The sequence below is a fragment of the Pseudopedobacter beijingensis genome (genome assembly GCF_042678145.1).
GTDB classification, from domain to species: domain Bacteria; phylum Bacteroidota; class Bacteroidia; order Sphingobacteriales; family Sphingobacteriaceae; genus Pseudopedobacter; species Pseudopedobacter beijingensis.
On sequence record NZ_JBHUDG010000041.1, the window covers coordinates 1 to 24,426 of the forward strand.

Annotated in this window: 16 protein-coding genes; 10 read left to right on the top strand and 6 right to left on the bottom strand. The window is 35.7% G+C overall.

The window, feature by feature from the left end:
- Window positions 1–155 precede the first annotated feature (155 nt).
- The 6 genes from ACFSAH_RS14650 to ACFSAH_RS14675 all read right to left on the bottom strand — a co-directional run bounded on the left by ACFSAH_RS14650 (window position 156) and on the right by ACFSAH_RS14675 (window position 4,050).
- Window positions 156–497: a DUF4377 domain-containing protein gene (locus ACFSAH_RS14650; RefSeq protein ID WP_379663481.1), complete on the bottom strand. Its 342-nt coding sequence runs from the start codon at window positions 495–497 to the stop codon at window positions 156–158.
- A gap of 210 nt (window positions 498–707) precedes the next feature.
- Window positions 708–1,646 carry a hypothetical protein gene (locus ACFSAH_RS14655; RefSeq protein ID WP_379663482.1) on the bottom strand — a complete coding sequence of 313 codons (939 nt, stop codon included), beginning with the start codon at window positions 1,644–1,646 and terminating at the stop codon, window positions 708–710.
- 184 nt (window positions 1,647–1,830) lie between these two features.
- Window positions 1,831–2,640 carry a siderophore-interacting protein gene (locus tag ACFSAH_RS14660; RefSeq protein ID WP_379663483.1) on the bottom strand — a complete coding sequence of 270 codons (810 nt, stop codon included), beginning with the start codon at window positions 2,638–2,640 and terminating at the stop codon, window positions 1,831–1,833.
- Window positions 2,641–2,773: 133 nt separating this feature from the next.
- Complete coding sequence (locus tag ACFSAH_RS14665) at window positions 2,774–3,082, bottom strand: hypothetical protein (RefSeq protein WP_379663484.1); 309 nt, start codon at window positions 3,080–3,082, stop codon at window positions 2,774–2,776.
- A gap of 66 nt (window positions 3,083–3,148) precedes the next feature.
- On the bottom strand, window positions 3,149–3,763 hold the full coding sequence (locus tag ACFSAH_RS14670; RefSeq protein WP_379663485.1) for a 2,3-bisphosphoglycerate-dependent phosphoglycerate mutase: 615 nt from the start codon (window positions 3,761–3,763) through the stop codon (window positions 3,149–3,151).
- Window positions 3,764–3,870: 107 nt separating this feature from the next.
- Window positions 3,871–4,050, bottom strand: coding sequence for a hypothetical protein (locus tag ACFSAH_RS14675; protein ID WP_379663486.1), 180 nt, complete (start codon window positions 4,048–4,050; stop codon window positions 3,871–3,873).
- Window positions 4,051–4,185: 135 nt separating this feature from the next.
- On the opposite strand from ACFSAH_RS14675, the gene ACFSAH_RS14680 reads away from it, so the two are divergent.
- From ACFSAH_RS14680 to ACFSAH_RS14725, 10 genes are all read left to right on the top strand, one after another.
- On the top strand, window positions 4,186–4,566 hold the full coding sequence (locus tag ACFSAH_RS14680) for a hypothetical protein (protein WP_379663487.1): 381 nt from the start codon (window positions 4,186–4,188) through the stop codon (window positions 4,564–4,566).
- A gap of 81 nt (window positions 4,567–4,647) precedes the next feature.
- Window positions 4,648–8,973, top strand: coding sequence for a CusA/CzcA family heavy metal efflux RND transporter (locus ACFSAH_RS14685; RefSeq protein ID WP_379663488.1), 4,326 nt, complete (start codon window positions 4,648–4,650; stop codon window positions 8,971–8,973).
- Window positions 8,974–8,979: 6 nt separating this feature from the next.
- Window positions 8,980–10,107, top strand: coding sequence for an efflux RND transporter periplasmic adaptor subunit (locus tag ACFSAH_RS14690; protein WP_379663489.1), 1,128 nt, complete (start codon window positions 8,980–8,982; stop codon window positions 10,105–10,107).
- A 386-nt stretch (window positions 10,108–10,493) separates the two neighbouring features.
- On the top strand, window positions 10,494–13,970 hold the full coding sequence (locus ACFSAH_RS14695; protein ID WP_379663490.1) for an alginate lyase family protein: 3,477 nt from the start codon (window positions 10,494–10,496) through the stop codon (window positions 13,968–13,970).
- A 212-nt stretch (window positions 13,971–14,182) separates the two neighbouring features.
- Window positions 14,183–14,797 (top strand): RNA polymerase sigma factor, encoded by a 615-nt coding sequence (locus tag ACFSAH_RS14700; RefSeq protein WP_379663491.1) that lies wholly within the window; start codon window positions 14,183–14,185, stop codon window positions 14,795–14,797.
- Window positions 14,798–14,867: 70 nt separating this feature from the next.
- Window positions 14,868–16,064: a FecR family protein gene (locus ACFSAH_RS14705; RefSeq protein WP_379663492.1), complete on the top strand. Its 1,197-nt coding sequence runs from the start codon at window positions 14,868–14,870 to the stop codon at window positions 16,062–16,064.
- Between the two features lie 219 nt (window positions 16,065–16,283).
- Entirely contained in the window at window positions 16,284–19,640 is a 3,357-nt protein-coding gene (locus ACFSAH_RS14710; RefSeq protein WP_379663493.1) for a TonB-dependent receptor, read from the top strand.
- Window positions 19,641–19,649: 9 nt separating this feature from the next.
- Window positions 19,650–21,632: a RagB/SusD family nutrient uptake outer membrane protein gene (locus ACFSAH_RS14715; RefSeq protein WP_379663494.1), complete on the top strand. Its 1,983-nt coding sequence runs from the start codon at window positions 19,650–19,652 to the stop codon at window positions 21,630–21,632.
- Between the two features lie 21 nt (window positions 21,633–21,653).
- Window positions 21,654–22,565 (top strand): DUF5017 domain-containing protein, encoded by a 912-nt coding sequence (locus ACFSAH_RS14720; protein WP_379663495.1) that lies wholly within the window; start codon window positions 21,654–21,656, stop codon window positions 22,563–22,565.
- Window positions 22,566–22,568: 3 nt separating this feature from the next.
- Window positions 22,569–24,413, top strand: a complete 1,845-nt coding sequence (locus tag ACFSAH_RS14725) for a heparinase II/III domain-containing protein (RefSeq protein WP_379663496.1) — start codon at window positions 22,569–22,571, stop codon at window positions 24,411–24,413.
- Window positions 24,414–24,426 lie beyond the last annotated feature (13 nt).

Here is a 24,426-nt window from a genome sequence, read left to right on the forward strand (position 1 = left end):
ATAGCTTCCTTTTTAAAGGATTCAAAATCAAAATCGTATTGTGTTGCCATATTTATGTCGATAGTTTAAAGTTACACTATTGACACAGTTCGTGAAACACCCTCCAATTTTGAGACTTTGAGACATACTCTTTGTAATAAATCCTGAAAACATCCTTATTGAGGAAGATTTTCCGATTCTTTTTTCTCTTTAGTAATTTCTTTTACCAGTATGTAACGTACAGAAGAAGCATCTGCTGGTGGATTCTCGATTTTTTCTTTCTTAATTTCTAAAGCATACTCATAACCCGGCTCATAATTAAAACCCTCAATACCTTGATAAAAGAAAGTCCATTGATCGTCTTTATTTTCTTTTATCAGTAAGCATTTCTGTGGACCAACACCAGTACAATCAACTTCCTTAGAAGCTACATATAAATTGGGTTGTGAAGTTTTACAGGAGCTAAATACCAGTGCTATTATAGTAATAGCAAATAAATGGAGTGTTATTCTTTTCATAGATTTAAAAATTAAATGATTAAACAGTTGTTTAATAAACAAATTTCCTGCCTAAAAGTTCAATATTGCCAGTTTTTATTTTGATTGGCTTTTTATCTGGTGTTTATACAATAAATAAAGCGGAATATTTCAATTGCAGAGAATAAAGCAATTGGAATATTCCGCTTTATATAGTTTTAGCAGACGGTTACTGAACTAAAAACCGTTGTTTTATCTGTAATCAGAAGACATCATAATGTCCAGCATTTTCATAGAAACGGTGTTCATATCTTTGTCTGCATCATAAAGAGGCTCTGTAGATTTTATAGCTAGATTCTCTGGTGAAATTTTTTCGTTACTGATGTTTACAAACTCATACCTGATTAATGGCTGAGTGGTATTAGGTAGAAAAATATCTATCAACGCAATCCCGCTATTTTCTTCGATATAATAAGGATGCAGGAAATTAAGAGATTTAGGTAGCTGTTTGCTGGTCCATACCTCAAGTTTATTTAAAGATAAATCAGATTTATCTTTAGGTGTATAAATAGCTTTAGTACATTCAACACCTGCTACATTTTTAGTCTCTCCGGTGCTTTTTATATCGTATTTTGTGTTGTCTATTTTAGTTTTTAGGTTGTTTACATCAAAACTTGTTTCAGTAAACCTGAAGTTTAGCTTTTGGATATCTTTTGTGCGGTTCTCTACATACATAATCCCGGATTTTGTAGCCAGATCAATACTGTTTTCAAGATGGTAGGTAAGTCCATCACATTTAGCAGTAGCTTTTCCCTGATTAAAAAACAGATCGTTTTTGAGCATAGGTAAAAACATAATGCCTAACGCTCCGGTAGGATTGTTGCTTAGATATGTTTCTATTTTTTTTCTGTCGTTTTCATTCAGTTTCTCGATAGTCTTTTGCATTTGAAGATGGATATCTCCTTTTGAAGGATCTACTGCCGAAAAAACTTTATCCAAAGGCAAGGATGGAAATGAAATCCGGGCTGATATTTTTCCTTCTGTAAGGGGTTTTTGAAAATTTGCAGTTTGTGCAGCAGTTTGTTCCGTTTTTACAGATTCTGTATTCTTTACGGTGTTTGACTGGCAGGATATGCTTATCATCAACATCGAAGACAGGAGGCTAAGCATGTTAAAAACTCTTTTTTTCATGATAAATATTGTTGTTGCCGGCAAAGTTGAAAAAACATTTTAAATGAGAAATAACTAAATCCTTAATTTAAAACGAATTTATCATGAAGTTTATTTAGTAATGAAGCATAAAAGCCGGTATTGCTAGACAATTATTAAATTTCAATTGCTTAAACACCAGCTATTTTAAAATGGAAAAGATAGTTTAATTACTTTCGCTTCTTTCTTCTCTACGACTTGCTTCTGAATCCTGTTCGCTTTGTCCGGCTTTCCAATAAGAGTAAGCATAAATCTGCTCCTTAGGCCAGTTAAGTTGTTTGCGTAAATGCATTCTCAGTTCTTTAATAGTTCTGTATTCAGATGCGGCATAAATGAAAGTGTTTTCCTGAACTTTATCTAAAAAGTTAATCACCATTTTACTTAAAGGACTGCCACTTACAGGATCCTCGTTCACAATCCACTCTATTTGTGCATTGGCTTTAGTGTCTATATGTATTTTATCCTGTTCAGAAGGAACTTCAAAAAAAGCTTTCACCTGTTTGCCTTCAGGTAAAGTTTCTAAAATAACGCTTAGTACAGGTATGGCAGTAATATCTCCAACCAAAATGTAGTTATCACTTTCAGGGTAAAGAGCACCTTTCCCCAGTTTCATAGCTACACCTAGTTTATCACCTTTTTGTGCATTGGCAGCCCAGGCACTTGCCGGTCCTACGTCTCCATGGTAAGCAAAGTCTATAATCATTTCCCTATTTTGTAAATCAAGACCGCGGTGTGTGTAGGTTCTTATATAGGGCTTGTTGTAATCATTAGCAAAGTCCCAACGCTTTTTGTCGTTATCAAAAACAGGAAACTGCACATCTTTATAATCTACTGAAGGAATGAAAAGTTTGTTGTTCTCGCCAAGAGTGGCATGTTCAAATTTTTCAATATCTTCTCCCGTAAGGTAAATTCTTATGAGGTTGGGGCTAACAAACTCCCTTCTTTTTAGCTCAAAAACAGATTGTTGTATAGTCATCTCCAAATCTAGTTATTTGTAATTAATCTAAATAAGGGTGTGTGTGGAAATAATGTCAATTTTCTTTATACCTGATATGTGGTTGGTTTTAAGATGGGGTGGGATTTATAAAAGGTAAATAACCGGATCCAGATTAGGGTATATTTTTAGATGCGTACTGTTTTCTAAAGTTTATTTTTTGTTCCAGTCGGTCTATAATTAACCAGCTAATTTTTTCGGCATCTGTGCGTGTATCAGTGCTATCAGCAAGGCTGGTTTTAACTTTATCTTCTGCAACGTCTATTCTATAGAGAAGCTGTAGCAATTTGCCAAACTCAAAATCAAGCAGGTGCTTTATATAATCCGTTAGCCTTTCCCTAAAAATAGCTTCAGGTGTTTCCAGGTTTACCTCTTCCGGTAAATCAATGTTTGCTAAAGCAAGTGTAATAACATCTCTGTCCATAAAAATAAAATCAAAAGTAAGAGTGTAATTATGTACAGATAGTTACAAAATCATTTGATTAATAACTCATCTTCCGCCTGTCGCTATCTGTAGTTTTTCTAAACTTTGTTTATTTAGGTTGTATATTAATGGTTTTCCAGTTGGTATTTCTCTTTCAACAATTTCCTGGACATTAAGTTCTTCTAAAAACATAATTAATGCCCTAAGGCTGTTACCGTGGGCAACAATCAGTACATTTTTGTTCTGTAGTAGATAAGGTAAAATCTCTTTTTTAAAATAGGGGATTACCCGATTATAAGTATCTTTAAGGCTTTCGCCATCAGGCGGTGCCACATCAAAAGACCTACGCCAGATATGTACCTGTTCTTCTCCAAATTTTTTAGCAGTTTCTGCTTTGTTTAAACCTTCCAAGCTTCCGTAAGACCTTTCGTTTAGCTGCGAGGCAGTTATTACCGGCAGGTTTTGAAGCTTACATTGTGCAATAATAATATCTAAAGTATGCTGTGCCCTAATCAATGTTGACGTAAAAGCAATATCTATGGTTTGTCCGCTTAATTCTTTTCCGGCATGTTCTGCCTCTTTAATCCCTTCTGCTGTAATATCTATATTCTGCCAACCTGTAAAACGGTTTTCCAAGTTCCATAAAGATTGACCGTGTCTTACCAATATTAATGTACTCATCTTAATTTGTAAGTTTTAACCGATATATCGGTTGTGTGAATTTTAATCTGGTTACACAATTAGTTATAAATGAACTAAATGCTTTTTATTGGAAATTGTTTTGCTCCTTATTCAAAATCTTTTGTTTTGCTGCGTTGTTTAAGAATTTTGATTGCCTTTTTTATTTCTGTGATTTTGGACAATTCCGCTGTAACAGCTTTCATATTCTTCTGCATCAGGTTTTCATCATAAATTCTTCTGTTGATACGATTTTTCTCCTGCTCAAGTATGCTGATGATGTAGTCCATAAACTTCTCCTTTTTGTAAAGATATAAAACTTAGATTAGCCTAATAAATGTGTTTTGTTTGTTTTTGGTTTTGAAATCAATATAAATTAGGTTCTGCTAGTGAAACTTTGATTATGAAAAATTAACTTTGTGTCAATGAAGAAATTGTTGGTCATTCTTTCTATAGCAGTATACTTGACATCAACAACTGAAATAAACCAGTTGTTGAAGTTGCCTATATTGGTAGAGCATTATATAGACCACAGCCAGCAAAACCCGAAAATGAGTTTTTGGGACTTTCTGGTTCTTCACTATAATAATCATGAACCCGATGCTGATTATGATACAGATATGAGGTTGCCTTTTATGGCACATCATGAGGTACTTAGCTTACTGGCTTATGTAGATATCAGTCTATATCAATTGAACGCAGATCATACCGTCCCTCAGGATAAAAAAAATCATACTTTTTATAAAGAATTATACCTTAAGTCGAGATACCTCTCTGGAATCTGGCAACCACCTAAAGTTTCCTGATTAACTAGCTTATTTATTAGTTTATGCATTCTCTCTTTTAGAGAGAGGTGTTTTTTAGTGGAAAATTTAACAGGTTAACTTATGTTAAATAAGATTATTGAGTTTTCTGTAAAGAATAAACTCATTATTGGACTATTTACAATAGCGCTGATTGCATTTGGTATTTATGAAAGTACGAAACTACCCATAGATGCACAGCCAGATATTACTAACAATCAGGTACAGGTTATTACAGTAGCACCTTCTTTTGGCGCCGCAGATATCGAGCGTTTGGTTACTTTTCCTATAGAGCAGGCAAACAGCAATATTAACGGGATAGAAGAAATCAGAAGCTTTTCCAGATTTGGACTGTCTTTGGTAACCATCGTATTTGATGATAAAACAGATGTTTATTGGGCAAGACAACAAGTTTCTGAAAGATTACAGCAAATAAAATCAGAGATTCCGGAATCGATAGGGATTCCAGAATTAGGCCCTATAACTACCGGACTTGGAGAAATTTACCAATATGTGGTGCGACCTGAAAAAGGTTACGAAACCAGGTACGATGCTACAGAACTAAGGACTATCCAGGATTGGATTGTCAGAAGGCAACTTTTAGGCGTAAAGGGCGTAGCAGAAGTAAGCAGTTTTGGCGGGAAATTAAAACAGTACGAAATTGCTATAAAGCCCCAGAAACTACAGGCCCTGGGTTTAAGTATTGAGGATGTTTTTAACGCCTTGCAAAATAATAACCAAAACACGGGAGGAGCTTATATAGAAAAAGGTCCAACGGTACTGTTTATCAGGAGTGAAGGTTTAATTGGCAATGAAAATGACATAGAGCAAATTGCCATTCGCCGAAACAGTGATAGTACTCCGGTTTTTATAAGGGATGTGGCCGAAGTAAAAATTGGTTTTGCAACCCGATATGGTGCCATGACCTATAATGATGAGGGAGAGGTTGCCGGAGCGGTTGTGATGATGCTGAAAGGAGCAAATAGCAATGAAGTGATTAAAAATGTAAAAGAGAGAATTGCCGTTATTCAAAAAACCTTACCCAAAGGTGTTATTATAGAGCCATTTTTAGACAGAACTAAAATGGTAAACAATGCCATCCATACGGTTGAGACTAATTTGGTAGAAGGAGCCTTAATTGTAGTTTTTATTCTGGTATTGTTTTTAGGAAACCTAAGAGCAGGATTTTTAGTCGCATCAGTAATTCCGTTATCATTACTTTTTGCCATCATTATGATGAACTTATTTGGGGTAACCGGAAACCTGATGAGTTTAGGTGCATTGGATTTTGGGCTAATAGTTGATGGAGCGGTCATTATTGTAGAAGCGGTAATGCATCAGTTGGGCAGTAGCAAGCGGTTTAGCGGGTTAAGTTACTTAAGTCGTTCGCAAATGGACAAAGAAGTCAGTTCTGCTGCTACAAGAATGGTAAATAGTGCGGTTTTTGGTCAGATTATTATCCTGATTGTTTACCTCCCTATTTTATCATTAAAAGGAATAGAAGGTAAAATGTTTATTCCTATGGCGCAAACGGTAGCTTTTGCACTTATGGGCGCTTTTATATTATCACTAACCTATATCCCTATGATGAGTTCGTTGTTGCTGAGCCGTAAATTACAGCACCAACCTAACTTTTCTGACAGGATTATGGAAAAGCTGGCAATGTTTCATAAAAGAAAACTGGTAAAGGCGCTATCTAATGTTAAAGTAATTTTAATAGGAGTGGTATTATTGTTTGGTACATCGGTTGTTTTATTGATGAATCTGGGGGGCGAGTTTATACCAGCCTTAGAAGAGGGAGATTTTGCAGTAGATACTAAAGTACTAACCGGTAGTAATATTAATACAACTATAGAATATACCCAACAAGCGGCTAAGATATTAAAGTCAGAATATCCAGAGGTAGAAAAAATTGTGACAAAGATAGGCAGTGGCGAAGTACCTACAGACCCTATGCCTATGGAAGCTTCTGATATGATGATTATCCTGAAAGATAAAAAGGAGTGGGTATCTGCAAAAAGCTTTGATGAGCTGGCAGAAAAAATGACCCAGTCTTTGCAGGCCGTTCCGGGGATAACCGTTGGCTTTCAGTTTCCGGTACAAATGCGTTTTAACGAACTGATGACGGGAGCAAGGCAAGACGTAGTTTGTAAGATATTTGGAGAAGATCTGGATTCGCTGGCACTTTATGCATCCAGATTTGGTAAGTTAATTAACCGGGTAGAAGGTACACAAAACCTGTATATAGAACCCGTTACCGGGATGCCCCAAATTGTAATTAGCTATAACAGGGCGGCTATAGCCAGGTATAACCTTAATATAGCAGATATTGATAAAGTGGTGAATACAGCTTTTGCCGGAAAAAGCAGCGGCTATGTATACGAGGGAGAAAAAAAGTTTGATCTGGTAGTTCGGCTGGATGAGGCCGAAAGGAAAAAAATGGAAAATATAGATAATCTGTTAATTCCAACTCCCGGAGGTTTACAGGTTCCGTTAAACGAAGTAGCCCGTGTAGAGATTAAAAATGGTCCTTACCAAATACAGCGTGAAGATGCCAAAAGAAGAATTACAGTTGGTTTTAATGTGAGAGGTAGAGATGTACAAAGTGTGGTGCAGGAGCTACAAGAGCTGGAAAGGGGAAAGTTGAAACTGGGAACAGGTTACTATGTTACTTACGGAGGAGCCTTCGAAAACCTGAATCAGGCAAAGCAAAGGTTAATGGTAGCAGTTCCCGTAGCGCTTATTCTCATATTTATTCTGCTTTATTTTGCTTTCAAATCTATCAGAGAAAGCTTGTTGATTTATACTGCAATTCCGCTTTCGGCAATAGGCGGTATATTTCTGCTGGCTTTACGGGGTATGCCGTTCAGCATAAGTGCAGGAGTTGGTTTTATAGCCTTGTTTGGGGTGGCCGTATTAAACGGCATTGTACTGGTTGCCGAGTTTAACAGGCTAAAAAAATCGGGTATTAAAAACATATACAGAATTGTGGTTTCTGGTACCCAAACCAGACTACGACCGGTGTTAATGACGGCTTTTGTAGCGTCTTTAGGTTTTTTGCCTATGGCATTAAGTAACGGAGCCGGGGCAGAAGTACAAAGGCCGCTGGCAACCGTAGTTATTGGAGGCTTATTATTAGCAACCTTGCTTACCCTGTTTGTGTTACCCATCCTGTTCGTGATTTTTGAATCTTACGGAAAGAAAAAGATGCGCATCCCTAAAACTTTAATGTTATTGATGTTTTTCTTATTTGCCGCAACGGCATCCAGGGCACAGTCTATTGGTTTAGATGCAGCTATAGACTCGGCATTAAAGAATAACAGAGCACAAAAAGACAAAGATTTGCTGGTAAAGTATAACCAATATAAGAAAGCTACAGCCTATAATATTTCCAAAACGGATGTAAATGCCGAGATAGGACAGATGAATAGTAGTGAAATAGATAATAAAATTGGAGTATCGCAATCTTTTAGCTTTCCCACTGTTTATGCCAAACAACAAAAGTATTATCAGGAGCTTTATCATACGGCAGTTTTAGCAAGTGGTTTAAATGCCGCAGAGCTTAAAAAGAATGTTTCTTTGTTATTTTATCATATTCTGGTGCAGCAGAAAAAGATAAATCTGTTAATGAAAACAGATAGCTTGCTGGCACAGTTTGAGAAAAAATCCGAAGAAAGGTTTGCAAAGGGCGCCTCTAATATTATCGAAAAATCGTCAGCAAACTTACAAAGAGAGCAGGTGCTTTACCAGCTTAACGAAGCCAGAAATAGTCTGGAACTGGCAAGGTTGCAATTTCAACTGATCTTAAATTCCAGGATAAACTATATGCCGGATGCTGCAGAAGTAAAAGCAAAATCAGGGAAAGCGGAGATAGCGGCAAAAATGCATCCCCTGGTTCGTTTAGCCGAACAGTATCAAAAAAATGCTACCTCGGCCCTGGCTTTAGAGCGATCTAAATACCTGCCCGATATTCAGGTAGGATATTTTAATCAGAGTATGAAAAACGAAGGGATTAACAATAACTCCAGATTTAACAGTGTGTCTTTTGGATTGGGATTGCCTTTGTTTTTTGGAGCTCAAAGAAGCAATATCAAAGCTGCCCAAACAGAAATAAGGATGGCAGAGAATAACCTGCAGGACCAAAAGGCAAAATATATGCTTGCTTTGGAGGCTGCAAGAATAGAGCATCAAAAAAACGAACAACAGCTAGCCGGTTTCGAGAACGCTCGCTTACCGCATGCCAATGCTATTATACAAGCAGCCTTAAAGCAGCTTAACAGTGGCGAAATCAATTATTTGGAGTGGGTAACTATTTTGCAACAGGCATTTCTGGTGCAGCAGGAGTATTGGGATGTTTTAGACGCTACCAATAACAGTATCATTACATTAAATTATTTACAGGAAAACTAATAAGCGATGAAAAACATAATCGTTGTCACTATAACTTTATTGAGCTTGTTTGCCTGCAAAAGTCAGGTTAAACAACAACAGGAAATAGCAACAGCAAATAATATACTGGAAATTAGCGAGAAGCAAAAACAAGCTATCAGGTTAAGCGTAGACTCTATTTCTAAACAGAATATTGCCGGCACCATTAAAGCTACCGGTAAGGTTGATGTGCCACCGCAAAACCAAATCTCTATAAGTACAGCGTTTGGTGGCTATGTAAAGTTTACCAAATTAATTCCCGGAATGTTTTTTAAGAAAGGGGAGGTTATAGCTATACTGGAAGATAACCAGTACATTCAGTTACAGCAGGATTATCTGGTTACCAAAGCAAATTTAAAAGCTGCGGAAGACGAGTATTTAAGACAAAAAGACCTGAATGCTACTAAGGCTTCCAGTGATAAAAACATGGAGCAGGCATTGGCGGTTTATACCTCGCAAAAAGTAAACTTAAAAGCATTGGAAGAGAAGTTAAAGCTTATCAATATTAATACTGCGCAGTTATCAGATAAAAACATCAGCAGAAATATTAATATCTATGCCCCTTTTGATGGAGTGGTTTCAACCGTAAATGTTAATATCGGGAAATACGTAGCTCCCTCTGATGTGTTGTTTGAGTTGCTTAACCTTGGAGATTTACACCTGAAAGTAAAGGTTTTTGAAAAAGACCTGCCCAATTTGTATACAGGACAAACGCTGTATACTTTTGCTAACGGAAATCCATCAAAAAAATATAAATGCGAAGTTATATTAGTAGGTAAGCATATTGATGATGATGGTACAACAGAAGTACATGCCCACTTTACAGATAGCGATAAAAATTTGTTGCCCGGTATGTATATGAATGTAGAAATTAAAGATGCAGAGCAAAAAAGCTGGTCTGTTAAGAACGAAGCCGTTTTAAATTTTGAAGGTAAAAACTATGTATTTGTGATGTTGGACGACAGAAAGTTTGAGCTAGCAGAAGTAACCCCGGGCGATAGTAAAAATGGCTATACCGAAATCAAAAACAGCGATGTGCTGATAGGAAAAAAACTGATAGTAGATGGTGCTTACCAATTGTTAATGGTGTTGAAGAATACGGAAGAAGAGGAATAGATAAAACAGGCTCTAATGCTGTGTTTTTTTCGGGAAAACCTTTATTTGTAGGCTTGATATATCTATTGTTTAATAACGATTCATTAATGAGGGCTGTTACTGGGAAAAATGTAACTTAAACTAGTTTCATTCAGCTTTGAATAAAAGTCTTCTTCAATTCTGGTAATCGAAGAGGTATATTATAAGAATTTCATCTAGTCTATGATCTGTTATAAACTAGATGAAAATCTTGTATAATCTCTGTGAAAGAAAAATCAGAAAAGAGTAGCGAGGATGTTAATCTAATTGTCAAAAATGACTTTTGTAGGTTTTTTGCATATAGAGGGGGGCGATTTACCTGTTTGTTCGTCTTTAGTCTATAAACATAAACTAAATTATAGCCATTTATGAGATTAACGTTTATTAAACAAGGTAATTTGCCATTATTGGTACTGATGTTTTTATTTTTATGGACTGGTGTTTTATATGCTAAGAAGCCGCTAAAAAATATTAAACAACAAAGTTTTTCTTTCGAACATCCAGGTATATTGCATAATGCTATTGATCTTGAACGAATAAAGAGTCTGGCAAATTCAGAACACCAGCCCTGGAAAAAAGGATATCAACTCCTAAAAAGTAATACAGATATTGCTTATATGCCTTCACCAGCCTATACAGATGTTTATCGTGATCAGGGTATAAATAGTGAATCGGCTAAAGCCATGACAAGAGATGCTCAAATGGCTTATCGTAGTGCGCTTATGTGGGCAATTACTGGAGACATTACTTATGCCAATACGGCAAAAAGTATTCTGAATTCGTGGTCTTCCACTCTGCAAACTTTTAGTGGTGGTGATGCAAAGCTGTGTGCGGCATGGTACGGGTTTGCTATGGTTAATGCTGCAGAAATTCTACGTTATACAAACTCGGGATGGACACAGACAGATATACAGCAGGCAGAGCACATGTTTAGAAATGTTATTTATCCTGTAATAGAAAATTTCCAGAGAGGTTGGGCAGGTAATTGGGATACGGCAATTACTAAGTGTATTATGGGTATAGGCGTTTTTTTGAATGACGAAGTAATTTTTAATAATGGGGTGAACTTTCTAAGCTCCACTACTGACAGTGCCAATGGTACTTTGAAAAACTATATCTATGATACTGGACAATGTTGGGAAAGCGGTCGAGATCAGGAGCATGTACACATGGGGCTAGGAGGTTTGGCAGAAGCATGTGAAATTGGAGAAAAGCAGGGACTTGATTTATATGGTCTTTTAAATAACAGGCTCTTGAAAGGATATGAATATATGGCTAAGTATAACTTAGGTTATAATGATGTGCCTTATACAGCTAATCATTATGGTAGTGCAATATCCAATGATAGAAGAGGCGAGTTTCAGTCAGGATATGAAATGATTTATAACCATTATTTCAATAGGAAAGGTATATCTGCGCATGAAGTGTTTTATACTAAAAAAGTGGTAGACAGGGTAAGATCTCTGGAAGGAGGAGAGTTGGGAGCCTCTATTTTGTTAGGGTATGGTACATTATTATTTAATGAAACAACTTTACCAATGGATGATAATCCCGTAAATTCAGTTTTTAATTACGTGCCGGCAGAAGGAGATTATCGTACGGGGCAGGCAAGTAGTGGTTTTAATTCAGCTAATAACTTTGAAGTCTATCAAGGAGGTGCTTGGGTAACAGCTTCTGCTGCTATTGGATTGGATAGAACTGTTTTAATACGCGATGGCCATGAGGGGTTACTTACCGGTACTTCGCAAAGAAATGTTAAGAAATTGCTTGTAGGAGAAGGGTATGGAGCTATTTTAGCTGCAAATATTAGTAATGGAAGTGTTTCTGTAGTTAATATTATTGAACCTGGCCGTTTAAACAGTATTCCTGTTTTAAATTTTGTAAACGGTATGCAGGCTAATGGCTCGATAAATGCAGAGGCCGTTATTTCAAAGGTAAACGTAACAGGTGCAGATATTAAAAATTCAGGTTCAGGCTATACTTATGCAAATGTTTCTTTTAGTGGAGGTGGAGGGAGTGGTGCATCAGCAACAGTTACAGTAATTGATGGAAAAATAGCTGGTGTTGCGATTACCAATTCTGGGAGTGGCTATACCTCTATACCTACTATGACTATTACAGGAGATGGTATTAATGCCGAAGTAACTGCAAAAGTTGGTATTGTTAGTGTCAATATAATCAATGGAGGAAACGGTTATACAATTGCTCCATCAGTAATAGCTGGTACCAGAGTAACTATAAGGCATGCCGCAACTTTAAATGCTGCTGAAAATGTTTCCTTCCAACATGGAGCTTCTGCTTATACGGGGTATGCAAGTGGTTCGCATACTGGTATTCTTTCTATTGGAACAGAGTTGATAGCAGAGGGAAATATAAATTTCCTAAGTCATACTATAGCAACGGGAGGAAATTATGTTAACTCGTCTATGACGGTGAAGTTTACCAAAACAAATACAACAGCAATTGTAAATGGACCTAGTTTTACATTCAGCCTATTAGAATTAGGAAGTACAACCACACTTAAAATTACTGATGCAACAATAATAAATGTTGCCGAAAACATTGTTCTGAACACTACAGGGAAGATTGATGCAACAGAAGGAGTTATAGGATTTATAAAACCTTTTACAGGTATAAATCCTAGAGTAATAGTGGATAATACATTTAAAAATGGGATTGTAAATAAAATGATTGTCAATTCTGATTTGGGAGTAACGTTAAATCAAACTTTGGTAATCAAAGAATTGGGAATGCAGTCTGGACTGTTGAATATTCCGGCAACTGGACAATTGCAAATTTCAAAAATAAACGGTGGAGGTGTTGCTTCCTATATTAACACCCTATCAGAAGTATCAGGGCAAATAGCTAAAGTCATATTTGTTGGATTAAATACACATACCGATATTCCTTTAGGAAACAGTGAAAATTATTTACCAGTAAGTATAACCCCGCAATCAGTATCAGATTTTGAACTTAGTGTGTTAACTGGGCTTACGGATAATGGTTTACCAGGTGGGAATCCCATTGTAGATAAAAGTAAATTTGTAGATGCGTCCTATCACCTTAGACGTACCGATGGAACAGGAGATTTTGCTATAAAATTAGGGTTCCCTGCAAGTCTGAAAGGGAGCAATTTTAGTAGTCCGTCCGGTGTTTATTTCGGTATAGCAGGTTATGACGGTATTAACTGGGCAGCAGCTACAGGTAGTGGTAATAATACAGGGAATTATGCGACAACTAATCTGAATAGCAATGATGTGGGGGTCTACAGGGTGGAAATAGATAATACGTTACCACTGAAATTTGTGAGTATAGAGGTTAAAGCGATTGATAATAATAAGGCAGAGGTATCTTGGAAAACTTTAAATGAAGTTGCCGTACAGGGGTTTGAAATACAACGATCTGCAGATGGTGAAATTTTTAATACTATTGGTAACATAAAATCGGATGGGCGTCAGTTTTATAAATATGTAGATAAAAATTTATTGTCAGGAACATCTTATTACCGGGTTAAATCTATAGAAATAGATGGATATGAAACCGAATTTAGTCCAATAGCATTTCTTCTTGTAAGTTTTAACCCAAATAAGGTCACTGTATATCCCAATCCAGTTAAAGGAAACAAATTATACATTCAGCTAACAGATGAATTTTTAAAAGATACAGAAGAAGTTGATTTTGTATTAGTTGATATTACGGGAAGGCAGATAAATATCAACAGAATTTCAAACAACGGACAAAAATATGAAATATTGATTCCCGATGTCTTAAAAAATGGTATTTATCAATTGTTTATTCAGAAAAGTGATGAGAGAATAATTAAATCTGTATTGATATATAGATAATTACGGTAAATATTTTATTCTTATAGTATGTACTGCTGTTTGGTAACTTCTTGAAGCTGCCAAACAGCAGTATTTGACTTATATCTACTTATCATTATATATTCGTAAGACGAAATTTTACAGGTAAAGAAACCTCAAAAGAAATCAGTAAAGCCAATTATTAAAAAGTAATCTGTTTAGGTAAAATTAAAGCATAATTTAATCCCATTTATATGGCGCATTCAGGAATAGTACATCATATTAATGAAGAAGATTTACTCTTAGCTGTATCGCAAGGTAGTTATAAGATGTATTCTATATTATATAACCTTTATTTAGATGAAGTTTACAGATATGTTTTTCTGTGTACCAAATCAGAGGAGAAAACCGAAGATATTGTTCAGAATACATTTCTGAAAATTTGGGAAAAAAGGAGCACTTTGGTAAATGTCAGGTCTTTCCGGTCATATGTGTATAAAGTCTCAAAAAATCTGTTAATAGACGAACTCAGAAGAAACCAGACAGAAGCTAAGATTCTCTCTCTGCTGAAACTGGATTCTGAAGAAAGTTTTGAACGTTCTGACAGTAAGATTATCTATGGACAGTACTACCAGATTATACAGGAGGCAATTAACCTGCTTCCCGAAAAAAGAAAGCAGATTGTTATTATGAGGTTAATGGATGATATGAGCTTGGATGAAATAGCGACACATCTATCTATTTCAAAGTCCGTAGTTAAAAAGCAGTTCTATGCGGGCATAGATCTCATAAAAAGACATTTGCGGTTTAACGGAGAATTGCCGCATGCCATAAGTTTTATCATGTTAGTATTGCTAGGAAGAAGTTAGAGGTTTATAGAAAAAATAAAATTGAAAGGGGGCTTTTAAAGAGCTTGTTCGTCTTATAGTTATGAAAAACATGGATATAAATAAATTCTTAAAGAAATATACTGAGAATAAATATACCGAGCAGGAGCATCAGGAATTTATAGACTGGCTTAATGGACAGTCTGTGAATACAGTAAAGAAGGTATTAAAGAACTATTACGATGTAATTAAAAATGATACAAAAATAAGTGATGATATAAAGGGAGCATTAACAGAGGAGAAGAGAGAAGAACTGCTATCTAGAATAGAACAAGTTATTGTTGGTACGAACAGAAAAGAAATGCAGTTGAGGTCTTATGGCTTTCTGAAAAGAGTAGCAGCGGTAGCTGCTATATTAATTGTAGTTATTTCTGTTTTCTCTCATTTTCACGAAGACCATAACATTAGAAAAGAGAAAACAAAAAAACATCAAAAAGAGATAACAAGTTTAATACTGAAAGATGGTGCTGTATTGAATCTGGACAGTATTAGGGAGGGAGAAGAGATTGTACAAGGAGCCGTAAAGATTCAAAGATCAGAAGATGGTCAGTTAATCTACAATATAATAGACAAGTCTGGTGAAAATTTAAAAAACGACTATAATACCATCAATACAGCAATAGGAAAACAATCTTTTGTGAAACTTGCAGATGGAACCAAAGTGTGGTTAAATGCAGCTTCCTCTCTAAGATTTCCGGTAAATTTTACAAAAGAAGAAAGAGTAGTGGAGCTGGAAGGGGAAGCTTATTTTGAAGTCGCTAAAGAAAAAAGAACTTTTAAGATTATTACAAACAGACAGAATGTAGAAGTGTTGGGTACTCATTTCAATGTAAATGCTTACGAAGACAACCAGTATGTTAAAACCACTTTATTGGAAGGTTCTGTAAGACTAAATTCAGCTAAATCGAATCAATCTGTAATTCTTCGCCCCGGAGAACAGGGAATAGGTAGTAAAAATGAATTGTTTGTCAGAGAGATTGATGCACAAGAGGTAATTGGTTGGAAAAAAGGACTATTTATTTTTACGAATGAGCCTATTCACAGTGTGATGAAAGAAATTTCAAGGTGGTATAATGTAGAGATTGTTTACGAAGGACAGATTACTGAAGAAGGCTTTGTGATGAATATTTCCAGATCAGAAAATATTAATGATGTACTCAGGAAATTGGAATTTACGGGACTAGTACATTTTAAATTAATGCCCGGGCATGTTTCAGGAAAAGAAGGGAGGGTAATTGTAATGCCATAAAACAAAGTCGACAATATTGAAGAAAAAGTTAAAGAACCAGAAGCGCTTCGGACACGCTTCTGGAGTAGATTTATAGCTAATACTTGCAATTATATAAAGCCAAATAATCCTAATCAAATGTATAAAAAAAATATTCAAGGGGAATATAACTACCCCTATGCTTTAATCCGAAAGCTTTTATCGGTTATGAAACTTACTTTTTTCATTATTAGCCTCTTTATGCAAACATCTTTTGCGGCTAATGCACAAAAAATATCAATATCAGAGAGAAATACTTCTATAGGACAAATTTTTAAAAAGATAAATCAAAATTTCGGGTATGAATTTGTTTATACAGAAGAAATGCTGAAGGAATCGAAACTTGTGACTATTTCGATAAAAGATGCCAGTATAGAAGAGGTTCTTGAGAAATGCTTTGAGGGACAGCCATTAAGCTATAGAATAACGGAAAATACTATTATAGTACAAAGAAAATCTGCTACAATGCAGCCACAACTACAACCGATTAAGAAAATTAAAATTACTGGTAAAATCTTAGATGAACAGAATATTCCTTTACCTGGGGCTATCGTAAGAATAAAAGGAACAGGAACCAGAGTTATGGCAGATAAAGATGGGCGTTATACTATAGAAACAGAAAGTGGTTCCAAATTAATGTTCTCTTATTTAGGATTTGAAGAAAAAGAAGTTTCAATAGCAGGTAAAACAGTTATTGATGTAATATTGAAAGAGCAGATATCTAAGTTAGAAGAAGTTTATGTTATAGGTTACGGCACAGTAAAAAAAGAAGATGCAACGGGGGCTGTGGGGCAGGTTGATGTTGAAGCCGTAGAAAAGGCACCTGTATATTCAGTTGAACAGGCCTTGGCAGGACGTGTTGCCGGGCTTAGTGTTTCTGCAAGTCAGGGACAGCCGGGTGAAGAAGGAACAAATATTCAAATAAGAGGTGTAGGTTCTATAACGCAAGATACTTCTCCATTATATGTGATTGACGGATTTGCAACAGAAAACTTCAATTTAGGTTCATTAAATCCAGAAGACATAGAATCTATTAATGTTTTAAAAGATGCATCAAGCACTGCTATTTATGGTTCCAGAGGGGCAAACGGTGTTATTGTAATAGAAACAAAAAAAGGCAAAGAAGGTAAACCTATTTTAGCCTATTCAGGTTCTATGGGGATTCAATCCGTTGTTAAAAAAATTGATTTAATGACACCCTATGATTTTGTTAAAGTAGAATTCGAACGAGACCCTGTTAGTGCTGAAAGTGCCTATATAAGGGGAGGTAAAACGATTGAGGATTATAAAGATATCCAGGGGGTAAACTGGCAGAATCAATTTTTTCAAACAGGGAAAACTAACATTCATAATATTTCTTTAAGAGGAGGTAATAAGGATACCAAATACGCTCTATCTGGTTCTGTTTATGGAACAGATGCCGTGGCCTTAAATACAGGGTTAAAGAGACAACAAGGAAGGTTATCTATTGACCAGGTGGTCAATAGAAAAATCAAGGCTGGTTTAAATGTAAATTATACCCATGTGCAATCGTTTGGTCAGATAACATCACGAATAAACGATGGGTATGCTTCCAGTGCATTAATGTTTTCTGTTTGGGGGTATAGGCCTGTTAGTAGAGCTTTTTTAGAAGAAGATTTTGATGTTAGTTCCTTTGAAGAAGATTTGTTTGATGACGAAGTAATCTCAAGCACCGACTACAGGATAAATCCTATACAATCTGCTAAAAACACTTATAGAAACAGAGATAATAACAGTTTGTTATCCAACGCTTTTTTTACTTACAATCTCTTTAAAGATGTTGTTTTTAAAGCAACAGGATCTATTAATTTAAATACCGTACAGTTGGGGCAGTTCTATAATTCGGGGACCTGGCAAGGTAGCCCTCAAAACTTAAGAAATAGTTATGGACAATGGGGCTCTATGGCTTATAGTAAGCAATTTACATGGTCTAATGAAAATACCATTACCTATATCAAAAAATATAGACAAAGTAAAATGACCTTATTAGGGGGGATGACATTACAAAAGGCTTTAAATGAAGGTAACAGCTATACAGCTATAAAAGTACCTAATGAGTCGTTAGGCATTACAGGCTTAGGAAAAGGAACACCTTTGTCTGTTAATTCTTATGGAAGTTATAATACCCTGAATTCCTATTTCGTAAGGGGCGATTTTAATTATAACTCAAAGTACATGATTACGGGAACCTTCAGGGCAGATGGTTCTTCCAAGTTTCCGGAAAATAAATGGGGTTTCTTCCCGTCAGGAGCCTTTGCATGGCGAATGTCTGAAGAGGAATTTATTAAAAACCTTAATGTTGTAAGCGATGCCAAATTACGGATTAGTTATGGCGTTACTGGAAATAATAGAGTGGGAGACTTTTCCGCTTTATCTCCAATATCTGTTGCTAATTCTGTAAGCTATTCCTTTGGTAACGACACTCCAATACCAGTAGCTGTGCCTGGAATTGGTAATCTGGGATTAAAATGGGAAACAACAGCCCAGTTTAATATAGGTTATGATTTGTCTGTATTTAAAAATAGGTTAGAACTTATTGTTGATTATTATGATAAAAGAACCAATAACCTCTTGCTTAATGCAAATATGCCAGCAAGTTCGGGATATACGCAGGCTTATAAGAATGTAGGGAAATTGAGCAATAAAGGGATGGAATTTACTTTAAATACCAAAAATATAATGAAAAAGGATTTTAAGTGGACATCCAACTTTAACATCAGTTTTAACAAAAATACAGTACTTGAGCTAGCTGATGGCCAGGATAAGTTATTAAGCAGAATTGCTCCAAGATGGCAATCTGGTTATGCAGATGCAATCTTATATAGTGCAGCAATAGGACAATCTATAGGGAATTTTGCAGGATTTATTTTTGATGGTCTTTATCAATTAGAAGATTTTGAGCCGGGTTCAAATGGTACTTATATATTAAAGAATAGTGTACCTAGTTATGGCGCTGGCGTAAAACCTGGTTATATTAAATATAAAGATTTGAACCACGATGGTGAAATAACTACAGCAGATCAAACAATAATAGGTAGAGGTCTGCCCATACATGTAGGCGGGTTCTCCAATAATTTCCAATATAAAAATTTCTCTTTGAACCTGTTTTTTCAATGGTCTTATGGGAATGATATATATAATGCTAACCAATTGGTCTTCGAAAGTAATCCGCAAATTATGTTGAACCAATATGCCAGCTTTGCAAATAGATGGTCGCCAACAAATACCAATACAACAATTCCTGTAGTGGGTGGAGTGCCTCAAGGATATTATTCCACAAGAGAGCTTAGTGATGGATCTTATTTACGTTTTAAGACAGTGTTCTTTGCTTACGAGATTCCTAAAAAATTCTCTCGTAGATATGGTTTCTCAAATATCTCACTAACAGCATCCGCTCAAAACTTATTTACCATTACCAATTATTCTGGGGTAGATCCCGAAGTATCTACGTATAATTCGATTTTAACTCCCGGTTTTGATTATTCAGCTTATCCTACGGCAAAAACAATTGTATTCGGACTTAAAGCATCATTATAATAACCAGTTATGAAAAAAAGTATTTTTAATATAGTTACTACAGTAATAACATTATTGACTTTGGTGTCATGTGAAAAGTTTTTAGAAACCAGTCCCATAGATTCTATAACAAGTAAAAATTATTATGAAACAGAGGAACAGCTAAATAAAGCGTTAGGAGGTGTTTATCAAATATTAGCGCGCATATATGCCGATGGTTTTCAAGGTGTAATGGGGTTAGATGCCGATGAAGGGTTTTATAACCGTTCCCAGCAAACAACAGGTATTTCTGTGAATCTGGTTACCACAACAGACACAAAGATTAGTACAACCTGGTCTGCTTTGTACTCCGGTATAGAAAGGGCAAACTTACTGCTTGAGAATTTAAACAAACCTTCTATGAACGAAAAGAATAGAAATGTAATCAGGGGAGAGGCGTTGTTCTTAAGAGCATATTATTATTATTTACTGGTTACTCATTGGGGAGATGTTCCACTGGTGCTAGAATCAAATAAATCTGTTTCTGACGTACATAAGGTACGTGCTTCGAGTGTGGAAATTTATGAACAGATCATTAGAGATATGACAGTTGCTGAAGAGTTGGTAAAACCTGTTACGGAAATGACTAATGCCGGAAAAGTGAATAAATCTGCTGTAAGAGGTATTCTGGCCCGTGTGTGTTTACAAATGGCAGGTGAGCCTTTAAAAGACGAATCTAAATATGAACAGGCTAAGTATTGGGCAGAAAAGGTGGTAGATGATGGGTATCATGCACTTAACCCTGATTATAAACAAGTTTTTGTCAATCTTATTCAGGATAAATACGATTTAAAGGAAAGTATTTGGGAAGTAGAATTTTATGGTAACACTAATGATAGTTATAACGCCAGTGGAAGAGTGGGAATAAACAATGGGATAACTTATTATGGTTCAAATAATGAAGAATGGGGTTATTGCTACGGGTTTGTTGCTGTTAACCCAACACTTTATTATTCTTACGGAAAAGGAGACTTAAGAAGAGACTGGGCAATAGGTAGATATTCCTTATCAAGTGATTATACCCCTGTAGTGACTTATTTTGCAGCATTACCTTCAAAACAGGATGCTAGTTCCCATACTGTTGGTAAATTTAGAAGAGAGTATGAATTGTCCCGAGAGAAAACACAGAATGGAAATTCTACAAACTTTCCTATACTTCGTTTTTCTGATGTATTACTGATGTTTGCAGAAGCAGATGTACAAGCTAGTAAATCAGCCCCATCTGAAAAAGCGATAGAAGCTCTCAATAAAGTAAGAAGAAGGGCTTATGGTAAAATGTTAACTCATAAAGAGTTAGTGGATACACTTATCTTAAACCAAGCCGGAACTGGTTATAAGAGAATTCCCGACATTAGAATTATAGGAGGAGGAGGTAGTCAGGCTAAAGCCGTATTTAGAAGTATGACTTCAGCAGGGGGACTTTCTGATTTTGTAATAGTAAATAAAGGTAGTGCTTATACTTCTGTACCTACGGTAGAAGTTGGTAATTTGTGGAAGGCACAAACTAATTATCAGGTTGGTGATACGGTTGCGTATTTAAAAAATCTTTATGCTGTTAATGTTGCGGGAATCAGTACTAATACCCCACCTACGCATACATCAGGAGGAGTGACAATAGGTGCTAGATTTTTGCGTGTTGGTGATGCAGTAAATATGACAGCTACCATTACAAATTTAAATAATGTAAACGCAGACGCAACTATCAATCAGGTCTTAAGCTATCAGAATTTTATGAAACTGATAAAAGCGGAACGTTCAAGAGAATTGTCTTTTGAAGGTTGCCGAAAAAGAGATTTGGTACGTTGGGGAGATTATTTGGATGCCATGCAGCAATCATATATTGATTTACAGGGCATCTCGAGATCATGGTTAGGACGAGCAGGGCAAAATACAACAGAAAGAGATGTGTTGTGGCCTATTCCCAGCTCCGAAACAACAACCAATATTTTAATGACACAAAATAAAGGGTGGTAATTAATTATAAATAGCATTAATATGAAAAAATATTTAAATATACAGGTATATATCACTTTTTTGTTGCTTTGCGGATGTAGTAAGTATGAGTTAGAAAGTCCTGATTTTGAGGTTTATGCAGATAAAGTGGTAGTTAAGGTAGGTGATGAGATTAATTTTAAATTTGAAGGTAATCCGCCTATATTATATTTTTATTCTGGTCAGTTTTTAAATGATTATGAACAGAAAAATATACTGGAACAAAAAGACGTTCTTTTATCTTTTACCTCAACAATGGGTAATGGTACGCAACAAGATCAGTTAGATGTTTTTATCTCCGATGAGTTTGACGGAGATTATAGTATAGATAATATCAGAAACATGAAGTGGTGGACACGTATTACTGATGATTTTACCTTAGCAAACAGTCTAACCAATACCCCTTCTACAGAAGTAGATCTGTTGAACAGAATAAACCCTAAAAAACCTTTATATGTAGCCTTTAGGTATATCACTAAGGATCAAAGTGTATATGGTGGACAAAATAACTGGAATATTTATAATGTATTGATTAATACTAAACTAGAACAATATGTGCTCCCGGTTTTGAAATACTCTACATCGGTATTTGGTATGTATTCTTATGGAAATAAACAAGCAGGCCGTTCCTCACTATCATCTTCCGGCATTTTATTTAAAGGGAACAGCAGCAGTTCTTTACAAACAGAATATACTGAAGATTGGGCTGTATCTAAGGCAATAAGTTTAGATCCGCAAATGGTTGCTGTCAATAAAAGTATTTCATTGAAACTATTTACCGAAGGAAAAAAAGAAAATTACGTATTTGCTTATAATACACCCGGTACTTATAAAGCCACTTTTATTGGAGAAACACATAATGTATATGGCAATAAGAAGGTTATAAAAACCATAGATATTACTGTAAACCCTTAAGCTATGAACAAAATTCTTATTTTAATATTTTTTCTAGGAATCAACAATCTTGTTGTAGGACAAGATGTTGATTTTGAAAAGGTACGGAAACTCTCTCACCCCAGGTTGTTATTACTGAAAAATGAAGAAAAGAATATTGTAAAATCATTTAAAAGTGATTTACAATTGCTGATGGTCAATAAAAATATTATTGATGCAAGTGATAAAATACTTGACCTACCGTCTTTACAGTATAAAAAAGTAGGAAGACGTTTGCTTGCTACTTCAAGAGAAGCTTTACGCAGAATTTATTTTTTATCATACGCATGGCGTACAACTAAAGACCGAAAATATTTGGAACGGGCAGAAAGTGAATTATTAGCGATTTCTGATTTTCAGGACTGGAACCCTTCACATTTTTTAGATGTTGCAGAAATGACATTAGGAGTATCCATCGGTTATGATTGGTTATATTACAATCTATCAGATAATTCCAGAAAAATAATAGCCACTGCAATCCTGGAAAAAGGACTAAAACCTTCTTTAAATAGCCAGTATAATGGTTTTTTGACGTCCAGTAATAACTGGAATCAGGTATGTAATGCAGGTATGCTGTTTGGCGCTATAGCCATATATGAGAATGATGCCGAAATAACGGAAAGTATTATCAAAAGGGCTATTAGTTCTGTGAAGTTACCTATGAAAGAATACGGACCCGATGGAGCCTATCCCGAAGGTTATGGGTATTGGAGCTATGGTACATCTTTTAATGTGATGCTGATAGATGCGTTAGAAAAAATATTTGGACATGATTTTGAATTAAGTAATGAACCCGGATTTTTACGTACAGCAGAGTATTATATGCATATGGTGGGGAGCTCTACCCAGAATTTCAACTATTCAGATAGTGGTATAGCTGTAGGTTTAGATGCTACCGTGTTTTGGTTTGCCAATAAAACAGGCGACAGGTCTTTATTGTATGCAGAACGGGATAAAATGACTGACTCAAGAAGAATGAGAGGGGAAGGAAACAGATTATTACCAAATCTTATTATATGGAATAAGAACAAGCCATTAAACAATATTGTTGCCCCGGAAAAAAATATGTGGGTAGGTCATGGAAAAACACCGGTAGCCTTAATGCGTAATAAATGGGCAGATGCTAATGCCATATTTGTTGGTTTCAAAGGTGGTTCAGCAAGTACCAGCCATGCTCATATGGACATTGGTTCTTTCGTAGTAGATGCAGACGGGCTAAGATGGGCAATGGATCCCGGAATGCAGGATTATGAATCTTTAGAATCAAAAGGTATGTCCATATTTGGGAGAGCTCAGAATGCTCAACGTTGGAAAGTATTTAGAATGACCAATTACGTACATAATACCTTAACCGTAAACGGACAATTGCAGAATGTAAAAGGGTTTGCTCCACTTGAATTAGTAAGTAACAATAAGGAGAAGAAAATGGCAGTTACAAACCTTACCGAAATTTATCCCGATAATTTTTCATCAGCTATTCGTTTTGCAGGCATTGTAGAAGATAAATATGTAGAAATAAAAGATTCTTTACAGACAAAATCTGCCGGGCGCATTCGCTGGAACATGCTTACTCAGGCAAAAGTAAATATTATTGGGGATGAGGTATTATTGAGCCAAAAAGGGAAAGATATGGTTATGGTAGTAAAAGGAGCTGATGTGAAATGGAAAACCTGGTCTACTCAACCTCCTCAAAGTTATGATGCCCCTATGCCCGGAACTACTTTTGTAGGCTTCGAAATTATTGCGTCTGAAAATACAGATATAAGCTATTCTGTTTATCTGATTCCTGCTTCAAATCTTCCATTTTTCAGAGCCAAAAACAAATTATAACAAATAGAATAAA